Genomic DNA, 19,037 nt, shown 5'->3' on the forward strand with positions numbered 1-19,037 from the left:
TGGAGTTCCAGAAGCAATCCCCCTGCCCCCCTTTATCAAGGGGGGCACATCATGGCGGAGGATGATGGCTCATCAGGTAATTAATTGGGACATCATAGCGGAGGATGATAGCGCAGCAGGTAATTAATTGAAAATGTTACCGGAATTTGTTAGTTTTAGGCGTTTTTGGGCAACATCCCCACTTCGAAACCAGAAGGGGACGGACACCTGTCGGAGCCGGTCCCCAGGAGCGTATATGACCTCCCGCATCGCCGCTTTCTTCAAGTTCGATGACTACCGGACCGATTTCCGCCGGGAGACCGTGGCCGGCCTGACGACCTTCCTGACCATGGCCTATATCATCATCGTGAATCCAGCCATCCTGGAAAACGCAGGCATCCCTCGCGGGCCCTCCACCACGGCTACCATCCTGGCCGCCGTGTTCGGCACCGTGCTGATGGCGCTCTTCGCCAACCGCCCCTTCGCCATCGCCCCCTACATGAGCGAGAACGCCTTCATCGCGTTCGTGGTGGTCAAGGTGATGGGGTACAGCTGGCAGACGGCCCTGGCCGCCGTCTTCTTCGCCGGCGTCCTCTTCACACTCTTGACGCTGTTCCGGGTGCGGAGCTGGCTGGCAGAGTCGATCCCCCTCTCCCTCAAGTGCGCCTTCGCCGCCGGCATCGGCCTCTTCCTCACCTTCATCGGCTTGAATGAAACCGGCATCGTTGCTTTGGGCGTTCCGGGGGCGCCGGTGAAACTGGGGAACATCGCCCAGCCCTCCGTGCTGCTGGCGCTCCTCGGGCTGCTCTTCACGGTGATCCTCATGTCGCGTAAGGTGCTGGGTGCCATGATGATCGGCATCGTGACCACCACCATAGCCTCCATCGCACTCAAGGTGACCCCGCTGCCGGCGCAGTTCTTCAGCCTCCCCCCCGACCTGACGCCCATCCTTTTCAAGCTCGATCTCGCCGGTGCGCTGAAACCTGCCTTCTTCCCGATCGTGCTCACGGTCTTCATCATGGCCTTCCTGGACACGGTCGGCACCCTGCTCGGGCTCTCCATGCGGGCCGACCTTTTGGACGAGAACGGCAACCTCCCCGAGATCGAGAAGCCGATGCTCGCCGATGCGCTGGCCACGGTGGCGGCGCCGCTTCTGGGGACGACCACCACCGGCGCTTACATAGAATCGGCCGCCGGCATCGAGGAGGGAGGCCGCACCGGCTTCGCCTCGCTCATCACCGCCCTCTTCTTCCTGCTCGCCCTCTTCCTGGCACCGCTTTTCACCATCGTGCCGCCCCACGCGTACGGGATAGCCCTCATCGTGATCGGCTCCTTCATGCTCAGCCCACTCACCAAGATCGACTTCGACGACCTCACCGAGCTGATCCCAGCCTTCCTCACCATCGTCCTCATGATCTTCACCTACAACATCGGCGTCGGCATGACCGTCGGCTTCATCGCCTACCCCGTCATGAAGGCCGCCACCGGCCGCCTGTCCGAGGTCAAGGCCGGTATATGGGTGCTTGCCCTACTGTCGCTCTCCTATTTCGTGTTCGGAGTAAAATAGGCGGGATGGCGGTCCTGTTCGCAGCGGCCTTCAGGGCCCCCTGCCTACTGCCGGCAGAAATCCCCCGCCGCCGCTGCCAGCGGGTACTGCATTGTCAGCTGGCTGCGGCACAGTATCTGAAAAGAACGGTATACTCTATCTTTTGGGAGACGTACTCATTAGGAACAGGGGCCACTCGAGCCAAGCCATGAGGAGGCAGCATGAACTCGTTGCTCATCGCCCTCATCGCGTTTGCGAGTATCTTTGGCGGTGCCCTCCTGGGATTCGCCATCCAATGCGTATTGCCTGACCACCACCTCCGTCCGGAATCCAAGGACACGGTAAAACTCGGAGCTGGACTCATCGCGACCATGGCCGCGCTCGTCCTGGGATTGCTGGTCAGCTCCTCAAAAAGTACCTACGACTCCGTCAACACTGGCTTGATCCAGATGTCCGCCAAGGCAATCACCCTGGACCGGCTACTGGCCCAATACGGTCCGGAGACCAAGGAGATCCGTTCGGAATTGCGCGACTCCGTCACGCACACCGTTCATCTTGTCTGGCCTGAATTGAACAGCGGTCTAACTGGGGTGAAAGCACTGGAAGGGAGCAAAACTGGAGAGCGGCTGGCTGTGCACGTCCGTCAGCTCACACCTAAGTCCGATGAACAACGGGCGATACATGCGCAGAGCATGCAGATCGTCGCTGATATAATGCAGTCAAAGTGGGTGCTGGTTCAGCAGCACCATACGAAACTGCCGTTGATATTCCTGATAATCCTTATTTCCTGGTTCGCTATCCTCAACATCACCTACGGCATCTTTGCCCCGCGCAATGTGACTGTAATCGCGGTGCTCTTCTTCTGTGCGCTGTCCGTCTCCGCATCTCTACTGCTGATCGTTGAGATGAACAGTCCATTGGACGGGCTGATCAAGGTATCCAGCGACCCCATGCTCAACGCCTTGAAACACCTCGGCGAATGATCTCCTCGTAACTGCCACTTCAACCTCGGCACGGTGCCGACCACCCATTCAGCAAAGTCACCACCAAGAGTCTCTGAAGTACGGAAAAGCGCTGCCACATACAGTAGCTGCGCCCATTATCCTTCTTGTAACTTGGCCGAGAATTGCGTTATAGTGCGCTCAATCATCCTGTGCTTCCCAAGCCCTGACCTATGACTGTTTCTTCCACCGAAGTCAGCATTAGCGGAGGAGGGCGAGGCAATGCTGTTCATCAGGCACGAAAAGAAGCGACACGGTATCTTGCTGGACCATCCTGTCGACGACCCCACCTGCTGCAGGGAGTGCGATGGGGTTTGCTGCCGCTCCTTTCCCACCGTCGAGCTCACCTGGGACGAATACCGCGATCTCGAATCGCTGGGGGCCACCCGCCTCCAATTCTCCCTCTACGGGCCTCACAAGCTGATCATCGAAAACGGCTGCGAGTTCCTGCAGGGTAGCCGCTGCGGCATCTACGAGCACCGCCCCGCCATTTGTCGCCGCTTCGTCTGCCAACCCGAGGGAGAAGGTTGAGCATCTTCCCGGTGCCGTAACTAAACGCTCCCATATCTTTCCGTATGACCTGGAAGGTTCGCGAAACCTTTCACGCCTCTCTTTTTTTACCGGTAGCATTCCTTCCAGTTCCGGTTTTAGCCAGAGCACCAGCCATTGCTTGCAAATATCCTCGTAGCGTCTGACAATACGATAGAAGGGTCATGGAAAAGTTCGCAACCATGAATAGCCGAATCGGAGAGAGGAGACACCGATGTCGGTCAAGGAGTTGCTGTTCGGGAAACCGCTGAAAAGCGATGAAGAAAAGACGGAGACTCTCTCCAGCGTCTCCGCGATCCCCGTAGTAGGACTGGATGCTCTCGCCTCCGCCGCGTATGGCCCCGAAGCTGCTCTCACCATCCTGCTCGCCTTAGGCAACGCGAGTTCCGGATACATGATCCCCATCTCGGTGTTCATCATCGCCCTTTTGGCCATCGTCGCCCTTTCCTACCGGCAGACGATTCCGGCCTATCCCAAGGGAGGCGGTTCCTTCACCGTCGCCAAGGAGAACCTCGGTCTGCTTCCCGGCCTGCTGGCGGCGACCGCCCTCTGCCTGGACTACGTCCTGAACGTCGCGGTGGCCATCTCTGCCGGTGTGGCGGCCCTGGCATCGGCAGTGCCGCAGCTTCTCCCTTACACCCTTGACCTTTGCCTGGGCATCTTGCTGCTGCTTACCATGCTGAACCTGCGGGGTATCCGCTCCACCGGTCTACTGCTGCTCCTGCCGACGTACCTGTTCATCGGGTGCATCGGGACCACTATCGGCATCGGCATCTGGAAACTGGTAGCCATGCACGGGCACCCGATCCCGGTGCAACCGCCACCCCACATCCCTTCCTCGATCCAGACGGCGAGCGGCTGGCTGCTGTTGCGGGCATTCGCCAGCGGCTGTACCGCGCTGACCGGCGTGGAAGCGGTCAGTAACGCAGTCCCCATTTTCAAAAAGCCCTCCGCCGAGCGAGCCAATCGCACCCTCACCGTGATCATGGGCATCCTCGCCCTCATGCTGGCAGGCATAGCTGTGCTCGTCCATACCTACGGCATCAGCGCCACTTCTCCTGGACAACGAGGATATCAGAGCGTTCTTTCCCAGATGCTGGCCGCCGTGGTGGGACGAGGGCCCTTCTACTATCTGAGTATTTCGGCCATTCTCGCGGTGCTCCTGTTATCCGCAGACACAAGCTTCACCGGATTTCCGCGGGTCTGCCAATTGCTCGCCCAGGATGACTTTCTGCCCGCTGAGTTCGCCCACCGCGGTCGCCGGCTGGCCTACAGCTGGGGAATCCTTATCCTGGCCATACTTTCCGGCCTGTTGCTGATCTTGTTTGGCGGGGTCACCGACCGGCTGATACCGCTTTTTGCGGTGGGCGCCTTTTCCGCCTTCACCCTCTCCCAGCTGGGAATGGTCTTCCACTGGCGGAAGTCGAAGAAGAGTCACGCCACGCACGCCATGATCTTCAACGGGACTGGCGCACTGGCGACCGGCATAACGCTGGCCATCATCGCCGTCGCCAAGTTCGTCGAGGGGGCGTGGATCACTATCCTGTTGATGCCACTGTTCATCCTGCTCTTCCAGAAGATCAGGAAGTACCAGGAGATGATCGAGCGGAAGGTCGAAGAGGTGTCCGAGCCGCTCGACCTGACCGACATCCCGGCTCCCATCGTGGTGGTGCCGATGAAGCGGATCAGCCGGGTCACCGGCAAGGCGCTCAGGGAAGCCCTCTCTTTGGGCGGGGAAGTGCACGCCGTGCAGATCGTCACCGAGGAGGTCAACGCCGAGGACCTGACCCAGAACTGGCGCAAGCTCGTGGAGGAGCCGGCGAAGCGGTGCGGGCAGCAGCTCCCGCACCTGGAGATCATCCAGTCGCCCTACCGGGAGTTCTTCGATCCGCTGCTCGCCTACGTGAACAAGCTCTCCAAGCAGCATCCCGGCCGTCCCATCGCCGTGATGATCCCCGAGCTGGTGGAGAAGAGGTGGTATAACTTCCTCTTCCGGCACCGCGCGACCCTGCTCAAGGAACTCCTCCTGCTCAGGTGCGGGCCGGAAATCCTGGTGGTGAACTCCCCCTGGTACTTGCAGAAGCGAGGCAAGGCCGCCGGCTGAAGAAGTCAGGCTCCCACGGGCGGCCGCTGACGGGTGCAACTACTTCTCCGCTCCTTGCAGGAATTCAAGGAAGGTCCTGGCGGCCCTCGACAGGTAGGCATTCCTCTTCCAGATCACCACAGCGTCCACGAAGAGCGGCGGGGAGAAGGAAATTGCCTTCAGTTCCGGCTCCTCTACCGCCATCCGGAGCAAGGTGGACACGCCTCCGCCCTGAGCGGTGACCTTCTTCAGGAGCGGTACCAGGTTAGTTTCGAAGACCACGTTGGGAACGAGGCCGCGAGCGGCCATGGCATCGGTGACCGCCTGCCGCTGGAAGAAACCCTCGCTGAAGAGGAAAAGCGGCTCGTGGGACAACTCCTCCAACGTCATGGCCGGTTTGGAGGCAAGCGTATGGGCGGCAGCCACGCAGGCCACGATTTCCTCGCGGATCACCCCCCGGCTTTCCACCCAGTCCGGCAGTTCGTGGCCGGAAACGATGCCTGCGTCCAACGCGCCCGATTCAATAAGAGACTGGATACTGTTGGCACCAGCCGAGTGCACCGATAGTTTCAGGTCAGGATAGAGCTCCCTAAATTGCGCGATCAACGCCGGAAAGTAATGGGTGGCCAGCATACCGGGGATGCCGATCCTCACCTCCCCTTTCTCCAGCCCCCGGAACTCTTCCATTTCGTGGACCGTTCCCTTGAAGAGTTCCTCGATCTGACAGGCCCTTTCGAAGAAGGCGCGCCCCTCCGCAGTCAGGGCGATCTTCCGCTCCTGCCGGTTGATCAGGGTGACTCCCAGCTCGTCCTCCAGTTTCTGAACGGCAATGGATAGGGAAGGCTGGGAGATGCCCAAGGTCTCGGCGGCACGGGTGAATCCTCCGCCACGTATTATCTCCAGCAGGTACCGAATCTGTCGAAACTCCATCAGTGAGACCTCATAGGTAATGGCTATCAACTTCATAGTTATAATATATTTTATTTATATAATCCGCTGTGTTAGATTGCAAGAAAAAGGCGGGGGCAGCTTAAGATGAGCCAGGTATTCAAGGACCATTTCTCGGAGGTTTCCAAGGCATATCGGGAATTCCGGCCGGAGTATCCGGAGGAGCTTTTCCAGTGGCTTGCGGAGGTCGCACCGGCGCGGGAACGGGCGCTCGACTGCGGCTGCGGGACCGGGCAGGCGACGGTGGCCCTGGCACGCTGCTTCGACGAAGTGACCGGCGTCGATCCCAGCGCGAAGCAGATCGAGGCCGCCATCGCCGACGAAAAGGTGCGTTACCTGGTGGCGCCGGCCGAGCAGACCGGTGTGCCGCAGGGGAGCCAGGACCTGATCATCGCAGCCCAGGCCCTGCATTGGTTCGACCTGGACGCCTTCTATGCTGAGGTGCGCCGCGTCGCGCGCCCGCAAGCCGTTTTCGCCGCCATCACCTACGGGCTCTTCACGCTCACGCCTGAGCTCGACCGCGTGCTGGGCAGGCTTTACGGGGACATGTTGGGGAGCTACTGGCCTCCCGAGCGGCGGCACGTCGATGCCGGCTACCGCACGCTGGCATTTCCCTTTGAGGAGATCGCCGTCCCGGAAATCGCCATGACCGTCCGCTGGAGCTTTGAGCAGGTCATCGGCTACCTTTCCACCTGGTCCGCGGTAAAGGAGTACAAGGCGAAGACCGGCGAGGATCCGGTCGCGCTCGTTGGTGCGGAACTTGAGGAGGCATGGGGGGATCGGCAGGAGAGCAGGCAGGTCGCCTGGCCGTTGAAGATCAGGGCCGGGCGGGTGAAGTAGGTAGTGAGATCGCGCTCGGACCTCCGTCGCATAGACGACCATTCGTTACATTCTTTCGCTCAGCCAACTTCTCCCTCTCCTTCAAGGAGAGGGTCGGGGTGAGGATGGGGTATAAGCCGGAAGGGAAACCCATCCTCATCCTGTCCTTCTCCTTGAAGGAGAAGGGACGCTGGGGGAAGATCCTCGCCAATCTTTCTAGTAAAGGAGACTGCAATGAAAGACACCCTGAAAGCGGGGCTGGAGCATACTCATACCTATCGGGTCCCTAAGGAAAAGACGGTACCTTATCTGTATCCGGAAGCGGAGCTGTTCGAAAATATGCCGGAGGTGTTCGCCACCGGCTTCATGGTCGGCTTCATGGAGTGGGCCTGCATGGAAGCGCTCAAGCCGTACATGGAGGAAGGGGAGCGGACGGTGGGAACGATGATCAAGGTAAGCCACGAGGCGGCTACGCCGGTAGGCATGCAGGTAACCGCGAAGGTGCGCCTTGTGGAGGTCGACGGCAAGCGGACCGTGTGGGAGATCGAGGCGCGGGACGAGGTGGATGTCATCGGGCGCGGCACTCACGAGCGCTTCGCCATCAATTTTGACAAGTTCACTGCGCGCGTTGCCGCCAAGGCGGCGGGGCAAACGTAGCCAACCGCTTTCACCCCGCCCATCCTCCCGCTACCCCTTGCGACGCGGTTGGTAGCCACCCACTTCGGGGCGGAAGGCGATGGACAGCCGATTCCAGCCGTTGATGGCGACCACCGCCAGGCTCAGGTCGCCCAGTTCCTTCTCGTTGAAATACCGGGAAGCAAGCTCGTACACTTCGTCCGGGACGTGCCCTTCGGTAACCATGGTCAGCGCTTCCGTCCAGGCCAGCGCAGCACGTTCCCGTTCGCTGTAGCAGGGTGCCTCCCGCCATGCGTTCAGCAGGAAGAGTCGTTGTTCCGACTCCCCGGCAGCCCGTGCATCTTTTGAGTGCATGTCGAGACAGTAGGCACAACCGTTGATCTGCGAAGCACGCATCTTCACCAGGTTAAGGAGGGACTCGTCCAGCTTGCAACCGGCAAGGTATTTTTCCAGAACGAGCATAGCCTCCATCACGCCAGGCGCCGCTTTGGCGAAATTTATTCGTGATGTCATCGTTGTCTCCTCCAAAGTCGCCCCCCCAGATAGCCCTCCCGTTGAATTCCAGTCCGTCCTGTCGGCATCGTTGACCCGTCACCCTGTCGCGGTCGAGTTCGTCACCCGTCCGACATCCCCTCTCCCGAAGGGGGAGGGTTAGGGAGGGGGAACTATCGCCCCTAATCGAGGAACAGTTACCGCAGCTGCGAGGCACCGTCCCCCCCACCCAACCTCCCCCCTTCGGGAGGAGGAGTTTAGACCTCAAGTTGACAACGGGTGATCGAGGCCGGTTACCGCCTTGAGTATTCTGGTGTGCAGGACCGGTGTCTTTACCGCCGCCGGGAATGCCAAGTCCCGAACGGCGCGGGTGAAGGTGGACTGGCCCGCCACCATGCTGGTCAACAGTTCCACCCTCCGCACCACCTGCCTGTCCACTGGCTGCCTTAGCCCATTGTCTCTGTCCAGCATCTCGACTATCCTCACCCGTTGGCCCTGCCGTGCCAGGAACAGGGCGGCCGCCAGACCAACAGGGCCGGCGCCGATGATGAGGGGTACACGTTCGGTAGACATGAGAGCCTCCAGAAACCCGGTCGCTCCTCCCGAAGCAGGAGGTTACATCGCTCCCATTCATTCTCTCACCTCTGCCTTTCGAGAGGGAAGGAAAACTCTGGAGCCTCCTCCAGCGGAGGAGGCTGACTGGGAGCGGTGGCCTGGATCGCGGAGATTGCTGGATTGGCGCTTCGGGAGACGAGCTTTGGAAGGACCCTGCGGTTAATAGGTAAACGGCAGGATGAAGAGGACGAGGCCGGCCGCTCCGGCCAGCAGAGAGCCGACCCAGACGGAGCGGGAACGGGTCAGGGCGGCGACGGCGCCCAAGGCGATGGAGACTTGGAAAAGGGTGACCGATTTGGCGAAACCGTGGTGCTTGTGAAGAAGATGCTCCGATTCCCGCATCCTCTCATCCCGCTCCTTTTCTTTCTCCTTTGCCTTGTTGCTGATCTCTACCTGCTCCTCCTGGTAACGCTTCATTTTGTCTTCGAAGCCGAGGGGCGGTTCCTTGCCGACCGCCAGCCAGGCCGAGCGCGAGGCCTCCTGAACGGCGGACTTGATCCCCTTCGCCTGGTAGTACGACCATTGATCCGAGGCCTGCGATTGCAGTTGGACCGCTTCGGTCCTCAACGCCAGCGCCATGTTAACGGTGGTGCCTGCCTGAAGGGAGGCCAGGGCGGCCAGCACCGCAAGGACGGCGGTGGTCAGCGATATCTGCTTGAGAAAGGATCCACCTTCCTTCTCGAACTCCTCGTGAATGGTTTCGTGCTGCTTATCGAGTTCCACCTCCGGGCCTTCGGGCATAGGTTGCTCCTTTGAAGACTCACCCCATCCTCACCCTGGCCCTCCCCTTGAAGGGGAGGGGACGATGGGCGGGTAGAAGCGGAGAAATGTTACATGTTCCTGCTGTCATAGGCCCAGTGCAGAAGGGCCTGGCGCTGCCTGCGGCGGCAGGAGAGATCGCCTTTCACGCAGTTCTTCTTGAGCTGGAGAATGTGCCGCTTGATCGCCTTCCATCTCTTGATCTGCCTCTCGTCATCGGCGCAACGCCGTCCCCGGTAATAGCGGCAATACCACTGGAACCACCCTCGCGGATCCTCGTGATAGATCCACCCTTTGGCCCGCCAGTAGGAAAGGGGCTTTGAGGCGTTGACGCCGAAGAAGTTCAACTCCGCATCATGACGCTCGTGACAGAGTTTCGCCTCCTCGAACCAGTCAGCTGGAAATTCGTCGCGGCAGTCGGTCATGTATTTGCCGCCGAAAACCCCCATCTTCAGCAGTTCCTTTGGTGTCAGCTCCGGCTTAAAATCGGGATGAAAGTTCTTTCCTTCCGGCTCACTCAGAACGTACTCGTAATCCTTCTGCATGAGGTCGCGCACCACGACCCTTTTCTCTCTCATAGCGTCTCCTCTTTTCTTGACGGCACAGACATCACATCATAAGGTAAACGTTCTCGCTGTATTTGCAATGGCTCACATTCTGTCCTGACAAATTGAAGAGAGGATTATTGCCGTTGCGGGTGGTAAAATGAGGGTGGCTAAAAACGCCCCTCGCCCCCTCGGGGGAGAGGGGCAGGGGTGAGGGCGGGACATTCCACAAGGTCGGGACAACCCTCACCCGGCCTTCGGCCACCCTCTCCCCTAAAGGGGCGAGGGGATCGGCTGCCTGAGTGGAGTCATGAACGTTATCTGTTTTGAGGAGGAGAAATCATGGTGACAGGTAGTACGCCGGGAGGGTTGCTGAGGTCGGCGGTCAGGGAGGAAAAGCCGCTCCAGGTGGCGGGGATCATCAACGCCTACGCCGCAGTGATGGCGGAACGCACGGGTTTCCGCGCGCTCTACCTTTCGGGTGCGGGTGTCGCCAACGCCTCCTACGGCCTGCCGGACTTGGCGATGACCACCCTCTCCGACGTGCTGGAAGACCTGCGGCGCATCACCGCGACAACCCGGCTGCCGGTGCTGGTCGATATAGACACCGGCTGGGGACACGCCTTCATGATCGGACGCACCATCCGCGAGATGTGCCGGGCCGGCGCCGCCGGTGTGCATATCGAGGACCAGGTGGCTGCCAAGCGCTGCGGCCATCGGCCGGGCAAGGCGCTGGTCACGACGGCCGAGATGGTGGATCGCATCAAGGCCGCGACCGATGCCAGGACCGACCCCGACTTTGTCATCATGGCCCGCACCGACGCGGTGGCGGTGGAAGGGCTCGAGGCCGCCATCGAGCGCGCCTGCCGATACCGGGAAGCAGGCGCTGACATGATCTTCCCGGAAGCCTTGGGGGAGTTGTCCCACTACCGGCGCTTCGCGCAGGAGACCGGGCTCCCCGTCCTCGCCAACCTCACCGAGTTCGGATCCACCCCGCTTTTCACCGTCCAGGAGCTCGCCTGCGCCGAGGTCAGCCTGGCACTCTACCCGCTCTCGGCGTTCCGCGCCATGTCGGCTGCCGCCCTGCGGGTTTACCGGGCGATCCGGGAACAGGGGACCCAGCGTGAGGTGGTCGATCTCATGCAAACCCGGGCGGAGCTTTACGACTTCCTCGGCTACCACGAGTACGAAAAGAAGTTGGACCAGTTGTACGGAAAGGAGGAAAAGCCATGAGCACCAATTTCAGCCCCGGACTGGAAGGGATCATTGCCGGGGAAACCACCATAAGCACTGTCGGCAAAAAAGGTGTCGGTCTTACCTACCGCGGCTACTCCATCAACGATCTTGCGGCGCATGCCTCCTTCGAGGAGGTGGCCTACCTGCTCATTCACGGAGACCTTCCCGGCCATGAGGAGCTGTCCAGCTTCCGGGACCGGCTGGTTTCTATGCGCTACCTGCCGCCTGCGCTGAGGACCGTTCTCGAACAACTCCCCGCCACGGCGCACCCCATGGACGTGCTGCGCACGGGGGCTTCGGCCTTGGGCACCATCGAGCCTGAAGGCGGCAGCGTCGACCAACTCCACATCGCGCAGCGGCTGCTGGCCTGCTTCCCCTCCATGCTCCTCTATTGGTACCACTACCGCACCAACGGGCAGCGCATCTCCACCGAATCGGTGGAGGCAAGCCACGCCGGGCACATCCTGGCGCTTTTGCAGGGCCAAAAGCCTGAGGAATTGCAGCGGGCCGCGCTGGACGCCTCGCTCATCCTCTACGCCGAACACGAGTTCAACGCCTCCACCTTCTCCGCCCGCGTCACCACCTCCACCCTCTCCGACTTCTACTCCGCCATCACCTCCGGCATCGGCACCCTGCGCGGCCCGCTGCACGGTGGCGCCAACGAGGAAGCCATGCGGCTGATCAGCCGCTTCGACTCACCAGACAACGCGGAAAAGGGGCTGATGGCCATGCTGCGGAACAAGGATAAGATCATGGGCTTCGGGCACCGGGTCTACAAGAACAACCTCGACCCGCGCTCACCCATCATCCAGCAGTGGGCGAAAAAACTCTCCGAGGCGGCGGGGAGCATGGAACAGTACCGGATTGCGGAGAGGATCGAGCAAGTCATGCTGCGCGAGAAAGGACTGCGCCCGAACCTCGATTTCTACAGCGCCATCGCCTACCACCTCTGCGGCTTCCCGACTACCATGTTCACGCCGCTTTTCGTGTTTGCCCGCGTCTCCGGCTGGTCGGCCCACGTGATCGAGCAGCGCAGCGCCAACCGGATCTTCCGGCCCATCGCCGAGTACGTGGGCCCCGAACCGAAGAAATTCATTCCGCTAGAGAAAAGGGGATAGTAATGACAACAGCCGATCAAAACGTCCGTCCCGCCCCCGACCAGGAGATGGAAGCCATCGCCGATTACGTCTGCAACTACAAGATCGAAAGCTCCGAGGCGTACGACACTGCGCGTCTTTGCCTGATGGACAGCCTCGGCTGCGCGATGCTGGCGCTGGGTTTCCCGGAATGCACGAAACTGCTGGGCCCGTACGTGCCGGGGTCCACGGTACCGCTGGGGGTGCGGGTTCCGGGAACGAAGTTCGAACTCGATCCGGTGAAGGGAGCCTTCGACATCGGCCTGCTGGTCCGCTGGCTCGATTTCAACGACACTTGGCTGGCTGCCGAATGGGGACATCCTTCCGATAACCTGGCGGGGATCCTGGCGGTGGCCGATTTCCTGGCCCGCCGCCAGCGGGCGGAGGGGAAGCCGCCCCTCACCATGCGGGAGGTGCTGACGGCGATGATAAAGGCCTACGAGATCCAGGGGGTCATGGCGCTGGAGAATAGCTTCAACAGGGTCGGCCTCGATCACGTGGTACTGGTAAAGCTGGCAACCGCCGCCGTGGCGACGCGGCTTCTGGGGGGGAGCAGGGAACAGCTCATGGACGTCATCTCGCAGGTCTGGGTGGACGGCCAGAGCCTGCGCACCTACCGGCATGCCCCCAACACCGGCAGTCGCAAATCGTGGGCGGCCGGAGATGCCGCCAGCCGCGGCGTCCGTCTCGCCCTGTTGACCATGGCGGGAGAGAAAGGGTATCCCAGCGCCCTCACCGCCAAGACCTGGGGATTCTACGACGTCACCTTCCGGGGCGAGAAGTTCCGCTTCCAGCGTCCCTACGGCTCCTACGTCATGGAGAACGTCCTCTTCAAGAGCGCCTTCCCCGCCGAATTCCACGCCCAGACCGCGGTGGAGTGCGCGATCAAGCTGCACGAGGCTGTCAGGGGACGGCTGGACGAGATCGACCGGGTCGTCATCCACACCCAGGAATCAGCCGTCCGCATCATCAGCAAGACCGGCCCGCTCTACAACCCGGCCGACCGCGACCACTGCATCCAGTACATGACCGCCATCGGCCTCATCTACGGCCAGTTGACCGCGGAGCATTATTCTGACGAGGTGGCCGCCGACCCGCGCATCGACCGGCTGCGTGAAAAGATGGAGGTAGTTGAGGACAAGAGCTACAGCAGGGATTACCTTGATCCGGAGAAACGCTCGATCGCCAACTCGGTGGAGGTGTATCTGAAGACCGACGGGGAGCCGAAAAGGGTGGCGGGGGTGGAGATCGAATATCCGCTGGGGCATCGCCGCCGCCGGGCGGAGGCGCTTCCCCACCTGGAAGAGAAATGCAAGGCGAGCCTGGCGGCCCGGCTGCCTGCGCAGCAGGTGGAGGCGATCATGGCGCTGTTCGCCAACCGGACACGGCTGGAGAACATGCCGGTCGAGGAGTTCATGGGATTGTTCGTGGCGTGACGTCCTCCGGCAGGCTCAGGGTGAACGGCTTTTGGCCCGTTCAAAGCCGGCCCTGAGCCTGTCGAGTAGCTAGCTGATTGGACCTCTCTCCTTACAACTGCAGCTGTTTCTTGATCTCACGCGCCGGGGCGCTGGTCGCGTAGACGGGGCTTCCGACGTCGAACAGCCTCGACCCTTTCAGACCGCCAACCACCACCGGGTCCAGCCCGATACGCCTTACCAGCTCAACGGCAACCTCGAGCGCCTCTTTGTCGTCACCGGCCAGCGGGATGCCGATGGTCTCGCCGTTCTTATTTTTCGTTTTCTTCAGATCCTCGAAGTAGACGGAGTTGAATCCCCGAATCAACCTGACGCCGGGAAGGAGACGGGAGACGAAGACCCCCATGCCACCCGGCTCTAAACGTGCCTCGTTGGCAATGTTGCCGTCTCTTTCCGGGTAAGGGTTAGAGGTGTCGATGACAATTTTTCCCTGCAGCGCCTGCTTTGTTTGCCGGTCAAGTTCAGTAAGCGCCTTCATCGGGACCGACAGCACGACCAGATCACCGAAGGCGATGGCGTCGGCGACCTGTCCGGCGCGGGCGTTGGCTCCCGCCTCGGCCACCACATCCTTCAACGTGTCCGGGTGCCTTGAACTGAAAAAGATCTGATAACCAGCTTTTGCCAGCAATATCCCCAAATTTCCACCGATGTTGCCGGATCCCACGATGCCGATCTTTTCTATTTTCATGGCCAGTCCTCCGTGGGTCGCTACCCCCGCAAGACACCGGTCATCCTGCCCGTCCTGCAGCGGCATGACCTCGTTTTGATGATGTGACCTTTTTTCCAAGGCTCACTCCACATCCATTACACTCTCCCTCGCTTGCCAAGTCAATCGTCAGCACAGCTCCGTCCATGTCACAAAATAAGTGGTTATCGCAAAATTAGTTGCTTTACATCCACCAACAAGTGGGTACAATTTCCATCAGCCTGTTTCCGAAAAGGTTACCCTGGCCACGTGCCAGGCGCGCAAAGCTTCGGACCTGTTGGTGGCGGCAGGTGGCCGAGCTGCCGAAGAAACAGGCGATAATTTCAAAAGCCGTCCATGAACAGATCATGGGCGGCTTTTCTCGTTTCAGGGTGGGATTGCCTGCCTCGCGTGCCATCACCCGTTAGAACAATGAAGACATAACGAAGCGAACACTGCTACGGGAGACGGTTTTTCACTGTCTGCAGGATCTCCTGGTCGCTCGCCCTCCCCACCTTTTGCGACTGCCCCGCTTTCTCCGAGCGGGTAGGCTCTGGGATTGGCGGCAGGTTTGCGCTGATGGCGGAAACTTTGTCGTCCCCGGCTATCTTGCAGATGGGATGGGAGAAGTCGTTAGCCAAGGTGTCGGTGGCTGCTATCCCCTGGTAGTTGATGTTGTCGGGGCGCGCGGCATCGCCGCTGACGCCGGCAGGGACGTAGTCCAGATGCAGGTTGTTCCGGGTGCGCCAGGCGATGTTGTGGTCGGCGCAGGAGGTGTCTCCGCTAACCCCCAGCCCCCCCACCAGTTCGTGCTGCCTGTTGTAGAGGGCAAGGCCGCCGCCGAAGACGTTGATGCCGCCGATCTTGTTGCCGATCAAGGGGTCGAAGCCGGTGCCGTAATCGCGGGAGGGTCCCTTGTAACTAGTGGCCGTGTCCACCGGATTGCTGGCCTGCAAGCCGTAGAGCGAGCCACCCGGTTGCACCGGGGCCCACAGGTTGGCGCTGGAAAGGGCGAGCCCGGGGAGGCTGAAGGCGTTGGCGGTGTTAGCTTTCTGGGCGGCGATCACGCGGCTGCCGGGCCATTGGGAGCCGCGCTCTGAGCCGGTGAAGGCGACCGCGCAGACGATGCCGTCACGGTTCACGATGGCACCCCACATGTCGAGATTGAAACCGCCGTTGCTCGCGCTCCGGGCGGCGATCAGCGCAGCCTTCAGGCTGGCGTAGCCGGGGAGCTTCTCGCAACCGTTATCCCTGCTGTCGGCAGAAGCCGTGCCGGCTGTCCCCAAAGCCATCAAAATGACACCCGTTGCCATCACCCTCCTCATAAGGCACCTCCTTAATGTCTTTTAATTGACAGTGGGAGTATAACGATCAGTGGAGGGAAGACAACTGCGGCAGTCAAAAAGAAAGGCGGCGAACATCCCGAAAACTCGGGGCTGTCGCCGCCTTTTCTGTTGAGCCCTACCCTTTACCCTTTACCCTTTACCCTTGTCTCAGCCGCTGGGTCCAGGCTGCCAGCGACTTCACCAGCTCGCCAATCCGCTCCCTGGTCCCCGGGTCGGTCACCTTCCCTTGGGCGTCGATCTTGTCCTGAGCGAGCGCCACCATGACTTCGGGACCGTTCAGGGGGAACATATTGAGGAAGACGCAGCTCTGGCGAAGATGGTACTGCGCCCTGGCGGTCCCCAGCGTCCCGATGGAGGCGCCCATGATGGCGACCGGCTTGCCGCTCAGCGCGTTGTCCCCGTAGGGGCGGGAGGCACAGTCCAGCGCGTTTTTCAGCACCCCGGATATCGAATAATTGTATTCCGGGCAGGCGATCAGCAGGGCATCGGCAGCGCGAATGGCAGCCTTGAACTCCCTAACCTTCTCGTTCGGCTCGCTTTCCAGGTCCTGGTTGAAGAGGGGAAGCCCTTCCAGATCGAAGATCTTCAGCTCGACGTCCGGCGGCAACAGTTCCGCCGCTGCGTTGAGAATGGCCTTGTTGTAGGAAGCTTTGCGAAGGCTTCCGGCAAAGCCTAAGATGGTAATCTTTCCACTCATGACCCGCTCCTTTTGTTCCACGTGTAGTTATAGGCACAGCCATCTTGCCTGTTGTAAGGGTATCGGATGAGGGGGGACTGTCAAACGGCCGACCTGCCATAGCTCAGCCGTGGCCGCCATTCATCTTCCGTGCGAATCGCACCGACTTCCATCGTAGGAGAGGACTTGCAGTGAGTGTAAGCTCCGCAGCCTGTCAGTCGCGCTGAAACAGCTGAGACAGTGCGTCACGTCCCTTTCCTCATTTGCTCCTTATTTTCTCCATAATTTGACACTATCTTCTCCCCCACAGGCTACATTGCCAATCCTCCAACGATCCCGGACAGGAAGAAGCTGACATGACAGCTGAGAGCATTATGGTCGTCGACCATGATCGTGACTACCTCCGCCTTTTCCAGGCTTTGGCCGAGCAGGCAGGCGTTGATGGATACTACGCCGGCAGCGCCGAGGAAGCGTGGGGCATCCTGGTGTCGAGCGACTGCGACATCATGATGCTCGCCGCTGACCTGCCAGGCGATAACGGCCGGACCTTGGCCGCCATGGCAAAGCAACTGTGCCCACAACTAAAGGTGATGGTCGCGGAGGAGGCTCCCGTCGCGCTATCCGCCCACGACTCGGCTGCGGCCCCCCCTGCCGTTGCGAAACCGTACACCGCCGAGGAACTGCTGCAGATAGTCACCCGGCCATTGCCAGCGGAAACGCTGGAGCCCTCCTGGGAGGGGAAGGAGATGGGAATGGGGAAGTGTGCCGGCTTGGGAGGTTGAGGCGTTATGCCCTTGGAAAAAAGGCCGACAGCCTGGCTGGTTCTGCTGATGGGGTACCTGGCGGTGGCCTGCCTGGGTTTCATCGATTACCTGACAGGCAACTATTCCCTGCTGATCTTCTATGTACTGCCAGTCCTCGTGGTGTCGTGGAAGCTGGGCGTGTCAGGCGCCGTGATGATCTCGCTCGCCTCCGGGCTTGCACGCACGATCGCTGATTACTACAGCTATCCCCTCTCCACCTTCAGATACTGGAACTCCCTGGAGGACATGCTGTTTCTCCTCATGGTCAGCTTCCTGATTGTCTTCATGAAGAAGGTGCTTGACCAGAGCCCCGACTAGTTCGGCATCAGCCGTTCCCCTTTTGCTGCAGCTCGTAGAGCCGCCGGACGGTGGCGACCGTGTCGGCATCGCCGGGGAGCTTATCGGGGCGGTAACGTTTGACCCGGGCAAAGCGCAGGGCGAATCCACCGGGGTAGCGGGGGCTGGCCTGGATGTCGTTGAAGGCCACCTCCACCATCAGCTCTGGGCGGACGTAGACGGTGTAGCTGTCCCTGCCATCCTCCAACTCCAGGAGCCTCCCGGTCTGCCAGGCGAGCATGGCGTCGGTCATCCCCTTGAAGGTCTTCCCCAGCATCACGTACCCTCCCCGCTCGCTGTCCCTCGCCCCCAGATGCAGGTTGCTCAGCCACCCCGCCCGTCTCCCGTGCCCCCACTCCGCCGCCAGTACCACCAGGTCGAGGGTCTGCACCGGCTTGACCTTCAGCCAGCCGGCTCCTCGCCGGCCCGCCAGGTAGGCGGCATCGAGGGATTTCGCCATCACCCCCTCGTGCCCGCGCCTCAGCACATCCTCAAGGAAACCGGCAGCTTGAGCAGCATCGGAGCTGATCAGCCGGGGAACCACAAGCTCCGCTGGGAGGTGCTCCGCCAGTAGGCGAAAGCGCTCCCGCTGCGGGTGGTCGATCAAGCTTTCGCCGTTGAGATAGAGACAGTCGAAGAAGAACGGAGAGAGGGGGAGAAGCTCGCGCTGACGCTCCACGTCCAGCTTTCTGCCGAAGCGGCTCATGGTGGTCTGAAACGGCTGTGGCGAGCCATCCTCGCGCAGGGCGATGGCCTCGCCGTCCAGAATGAGGGAGTCGGCAGGGAAGAGCGCGGCACGCTCGATCACTTCGGGCACCGCCACCGAAACGTCATTGAGGTTGCGGCTGTAGACCCGCACCTCTCCCCCCTTCTTGTGCAGCTGGATTCTCGCGCCGTCGAGCTTCCACTCCAGGGATGCCTCTCCCAGCCGCTGCAGCGCGTCGTCCAGGTCCCGCGCCGGCTGGGCCAGCATGGGCGCCACCGGCTTGAAGAGCTGTACCGACAACTCATCCAGCCCCGGCGCACCCTTCGACAGCGCCGTCACCGCCACTTCCGGCAGGTTCCCGGTCAGCATCAGGGCACGCTGGACCTTCTCCACCGGCAGCTCCGCAGCCAGTGCCACCGCCTCCACCATCACCCCCTCCAGGGCACCCTGGCGCAGTTCCCCCACGATCAGCCGGACCAGGAATCCCTGCTCGGCCGGTGTCGCCCGCGCGAACAACTCCTTCAACAGGGCAGCCCTACGGGTCGTGGAACCGCTCCCCGTGCTGGCTGCCAGCTCTTCGAAGGCCCGGTCCACCTCCACGATGGTGAGGGAGGGGAGCGCCGCGCCCTCGTGATGAGTCCGGAAGATTTTGGCAACGCCAATGCC

At 61.1% G+C, this 19,037-nt stretch carries 20 protein-coding genes and 1 riboswitch; of the genes, 11 read left to right on the forward strand and 9 right to left on the reverse strand.

What is annotated here, in order from left to right; genetic code table 11:
• Nucleotides 1-235: 235 nt before the first annotated feature.
• The 4 genes from VJ604_RS12260 to VJ604_RS12275 all read left to right on the forward strand — a co-directional run bounded on the left by VJ604_RS12260 (nucleotide 236) and on the right by VJ604_RS12275 (nucleotide 5,179).
• A complete protein-coding gene (locus VJ604_RS12260; RefSeq protein WP_324082880.1) occupies nucleotides 236-1,546 on the forward strand; it encodes an NCS2 family permease in 1,311 nt (436 codons plus the stop codon).
• 200 nt (nucleotides 1,547-1,746) lie between these two features.
• Nucleotides 1,747-2,508 (forward strand): bestrophin-like domain, encoded by a 762-nt coding sequence (locus VJ604_RS12265; protein ID WP_324082882.1) that lies wholly within the window; start codon nucleotides 1,747-1,749, stop codon nucleotides 2,506-2,508.
• A 240-nt stretch (nucleotides 2,509-2,748) separates the two neighbouring features.
• A complete protein-coding gene (locus VJ604_RS12270; RefSeq protein WP_324082884.1) occupies nucleotides 2,749-3,057 on the forward strand; it encodes a YkgJ family cysteine cluster protein in 309 nt (102 codons plus the stop codon).
• A 232-nt stretch (nucleotides 3,058-3,289) separates the two neighbouring features.
• Nucleotides 3,290-5,179, forward strand: coding sequence for an APC family permease (locus VJ604_RS12275; protein ID WP_324082886.1), 1,890 nt, complete (start codon nucleotides 3,290-3,292; stop codon nucleotides 5,177-5,179).
• Nucleotides 5,180-5,218: 39 nt separating this feature from the next.
• On the opposite strand, the gene VJ604_RS12280 is transcribed toward VJ604_RS12275, so the two are convergent.
• Nucleotides 5,219-6,088: a LysR family transcriptional regulator gene (locus VJ604_RS12280; RefSeq protein ID WP_324082889.1), complete on the reverse strand. Its 870-nt coding sequence runs from the start codon at nucleotides 6,086-6,088 to the stop codon at nucleotides 5,219-5,221.
• Nucleotides 6,089-6,193: 105 nt separating this feature from the next.
• Between VJ604_RS12280 and VJ604_RS12285 the strand changes: the two genes are divergently transcribed.
• Together VJ604_RS12285 and VJ604_RS12290 are read left to right on the forward strand one after the other, a co-directional pair.
• Nucleotides 6,194-6,946 (forward strand): class I SAM-dependent methyltransferase, encoded by a 753-nt coding sequence (locus VJ604_RS12285; RefSeq protein WP_324082890.1) that lies wholly within the window; start codon nucleotides 6,194-6,196, stop codon nucleotides 6,944-6,946.
• A gap of 213 nt (nucleotides 6,947-7,159) precedes the next feature.
• Nucleotides 7,160-7,582 (forward strand): thioesterase family protein, encoded by a 423-nt coding sequence (locus VJ604_RS12290; RefSeq protein ID WP_324082892.1) that lies wholly within the window; start codon nucleotides 7,160-7,162, stop codon nucleotides 7,580-7,582.
• Nucleotides 7,583-7,612: 30 nt separating this feature from the next.
• Here VJ604_RS12290 and VJ604_RS12295 read toward each other — a convergent pair whose 3' ends face one another.
• The 4 genes from VJ604_RS12295 to VJ604_RS12310 all read right to left on the reverse strand — a co-directional run bounded on the left by VJ604_RS12295 (nucleotide 7,613) and on the right by VJ604_RS12310 (nucleotide 10,005).
• A complete protein-coding gene (locus VJ604_RS12295; RefSeq protein WP_324082894.1) occupies nucleotides 7,613-8,074 on the reverse strand; it encodes a carboxymuconolactone decarboxylase family protein in 462 nt (153 codons plus the stop codon).
• Nucleotides 8,075-8,317: 243 nt separating this feature from the next.
• Nucleotides 8,318-8,626, reverse strand: coding sequence for an FAD-dependent monooxygenase (locus VJ604_RS12300; RefSeq protein ID WP_324082896.1), 309 nt, complete (start codon nucleotides 8,624-8,626; stop codon nucleotides 8,318-8,320).
• Nucleotides 8,627-8,827: 201 nt separating this feature from the next.
• On the reverse strand, nucleotides 8,828-9,409 hold the full coding sequence (locus tag VJ604_RS12305) for a DUF4337 domain-containing protein (protein ID WP_324082900.1): 582 nt from the start codon (nucleotides 9,407-9,409) through the stop codon (nucleotides 8,828-8,830).
• Nucleotides 9,410-9,498: 89 nt separating this feature from the next.
• The gene (locus tag VJ604_RS12310) at nucleotides 9,499-10,005 is read right to left on the reverse strand and encodes a hypothetical protein (protein WP_324082903.1); all 507 of its coding nucleotides are present in this window, start codon (nucleotides 10,003-10,005) and stop codon (nucleotides 9,499-9,501) included.
• A gap of 309 nt (nucleotides 10,006-10,314) precedes the next feature.
• On the opposite strand from VJ604_RS12310, the gene prpB reads away from it, so the two are divergent.
• From prpB to VJ604_RS12325, 3 genes are read left to right on the forward strand one after another with little or no spacing between them, the layout of a single operon-like run.
• Nucleotides 10,315-11,205 carry a methylisocitrate lyase gene (prpB, locus tag VJ604_RS12315; RefSeq protein WP_324082904.1) on the forward strand — a complete coding sequence of 297 codons (891 nt, stop codon included), beginning with the start codon at nucleotides 10,315-10,317 and terminating at the stop codon, nucleotides 11,203-11,205.
• Nucleotides 11,202-12,326, forward strand: coding sequence for a citrate/2-methylcitrate synthase (locus VJ604_RS12320; protein ID WP_324082906.1), 1,125 nt, complete (start codon nucleotides 11,202-11,204; stop codon nucleotides 12,324-12,326). The genes prpB and VJ604_RS12320 overlap by 4 nt, the downstream gene beginning before the upstream one ends.
• 2 nt (nucleotides 12,327-12,328) lie before the next feature.
• Entirely contained in the window at nucleotides 12,329-13,780 is a 1,452-nt protein-coding gene (locus tag VJ604_RS12325) for a bifunctional 2-methylcitrate dehydratase/aconitate hydratase (protein ID WP_324082908.1), read from the forward strand.
• 91 nt (nucleotides 13,781-13,871) lie between these two features.
• Here VJ604_RS12325 and VJ604_RS12330 read toward each other — a convergent pair whose 3' ends face one another.
• The 3 genes from VJ604_RS12330 to VJ604_RS12340 all read right to left on the reverse strand — a co-directional run bounded on the left by VJ604_RS12330 (nucleotide 13,872) and on the right by VJ604_RS12340 (nucleotide 16,547).
• Nucleotides 13,872-14,573 (reverse strand): NADPH-dependent F420 reductase, encoded by a 702-nt coding sequence (locus VJ604_RS12330; RefSeq protein ID WP_414652430.1) that lies wholly within the window; start codon nucleotides 14,571-14,573, stop codon nucleotides 13,872-13,874.
• A gap of 176 nt (nucleotides 14,574-14,749) precedes the next feature.
• Nucleotides 14,750-14,832, forward strand: a riboswitch (cyclic di-GMP riboswitch).
• Between the two features lie 130 nt (nucleotides 14,833-14,962).
• A complete protein-coding gene (locus VJ604_RS12335; protein ID WP_324082912.1) occupies nucleotides 14,963-15,817 on the reverse strand; it encodes a GlcG/HbpS family heme-binding protein in 855 nt (284 codons plus the stop codon).
• Between the two features lie 169 nt (nucleotides 15,818-15,986).
• Nucleotides 15,987-16,547 (reverse strand): NADPH-dependent FMN reductase, encoded by a 561-nt coding sequence (locus tag VJ604_RS12340; protein WP_324082914.1) that lies wholly within the window; start codon nucleotides 16,545-16,547, stop codon nucleotides 15,987-15,989.
• 335 nt (nucleotides 16,548-16,882) lie between these two features.
• Between VJ604_RS12340 and VJ604_RS12345 the strand changes: the two genes are divergently transcribed.
• Together VJ604_RS12345 and VJ604_RS12350 are read left to right on the forward strand one after the other, a co-directional pair.
• Nucleotides 16,883-17,308 (forward strand): response regulator, encoded by a 426-nt coding sequence (locus VJ604_RS12345; RefSeq protein ID WP_324082916.1) that lies wholly within the window; start codon nucleotides 16,883-16,885, stop codon nucleotides 17,306-17,308.
• 6 nt (nucleotides 17,309-17,314) lie between these two features.
• Nucleotides 17,315-17,647: a hypothetical protein gene (locus VJ604_RS12350; RefSeq protein WP_324082918.1), complete on the forward strand. Its 333-nt coding sequence runs from the start codon at nucleotides 17,315-17,317 to the stop codon at nucleotides 17,645-17,647.
• A 7-nt stretch (nucleotides 17,648-17,654) separates the two neighbouring features.
• Here VJ604_RS12350 and VJ604_RS12355 read toward each other — a convergent pair.
• Nucleotides 17,655-19,037 (reverse strand): ATP-dependent DNA ligase (locus VJ604_RS12355; protein WP_324082920.1); only part of this gene is annotated, 1,383 nt, incomplete at its 5' end.

It is taken from the genome of Geomonas sp., from assembly GCF_035254065.1.
Lineage (GTDB): Bacteria > Desulfobacterota > Desulfuromonadia > Geobacterales > Geobacteraceae > Geomonas.

Bases quoted from the DNA above. Each gene is read 5' to 3' on its own strand.
- VJ604_RS12275 (WP_324082886.1), top strand. From the start codon at position 3,290: ATGTCGGTCAAGGAGTTGCTGTTCGGGAAACCGCTGAAAAGCGATGAA.
- VJ604_RS12285 (WP_324082890.1), top strand. From the start codon at position 6,194: ATGAGCCAGGTATTCAAGGACCATTTCTCGGAGGTTTCCAAGGCATAT.
- VJ604_RS12290 (WP_324082892.1), top strand. From the start codon at position 7,160: ATGAAAGACACCCTGAAAGCGGGGCTGGAGCATACTCATACCTATCGG.
- VJ604_RS12335 (WP_324082912.1), bottom strand. From the start codon at position 15,817: ATGGCAACGGGTGTCATTTTGATGGCTTTGGGGACAGCCGGCACGGCT.
- VJ604_RS12305 (WP_324082900.1), bottom strand. From the start codon at position 9,409: ATGCCCGAAGGCCCGGAGGTGGAACTCGATAAGCAGCACGAAACCATT.
- VJ604_RS12345 (WP_324082916.1), top strand. From the start codon at position 16,883: ATGACAGCTGAGAGCATTATGGTCGTCGACCATGATCGTGACTACCTC.
- VJ604_RS12340 (WP_324082914.1), bottom strand. From the start codon at position 16,547: ATGAGTGGAAAGATTACCATCTTAGGCTTTGCCGGAAGCCTTCGCAAA.
- VJ604_RS12280 (WP_324082889.1), bottom strand. From the start codon at position 6,088: ATGGAGTTTCGACAGATTCGGTACCTGCTGGAGATAATACGTGGCGGA.
- VJ604_RS12260 (WP_324082880.1), top strand. From the start codon at position 236: ATGACCTCCCGCATCGCCGCTTTCTTCAAGTTCGATGACTACCGGACC.
- VJ604_RS12325 (WP_324082908.1), top strand. From the start codon at position 12,329: ATGACAACAGCCGATCAAAACGTCCGTCCCGCCCCCGACCAGGAGATG.
- VJ604_RS12310 (WP_324082903.1), bottom strand. From the start codon at position 10,005: ATGAGAGAGAAAAGGGTCGTGGTGCGCGACCTCATGCAGAAGGATTAC.
- VJ604_RS12300 (WP_324082896.1), bottom strand. From the start codon at position 8,626: ATGTCTACCGAACGTGTACCCCTCATCATCGGCGCCGGCCCTGTTGGT.
- VJ604_RS12265 (WP_324082882.1), top strand. From the start codon at position 1,747: ATGAACTCGTTGCTCATCGCCCTCATCGCGTTTGCGAGTATCTTTGGC.
- VJ604_RS12320 (WP_324082906.1), top strand. From the start codon at position 11,202: ATGAGCACCAATTTCAGCCCCGGACTGGAAGGGATCATTGCCGGGGAA.
- prpB (WP_324082904.1), top strand. From the start codon at position 10,315: ATGGTGACAGGTAGTACGCCGGGAGGGTTGCTGAGGTCGGCGGTCAGG.
- VJ604_RS12295 (WP_324082894.1), bottom strand. From the start codon at position 8,074: ATGACATCACGAATAAATTTCGCCAAAGCGGCGCCTGGCGTGATGGAG.
- VJ604_RS12330 (WP_414652430.1), bottom strand. From the start codon at position 14,573: ATGCCGCTGCAGGACGGGCAGGATGACCGGTGTCTTGCGGGGGTAGCG.
- VJ604_RS12270 (WP_324082884.1), top strand. From the start codon at position 2,749: ATGCTGTTCATCAGGCACGAAAAGAAGCGACACGGTATCTTGCTGGAC.
- VJ604_RS12350 (WP_324082918.1), top strand. From the start codon at position 17,315: ATGCCCTTGGAAAAAAGGCCGACAGCCTGGCTGGTTCTGCTGATGGGG.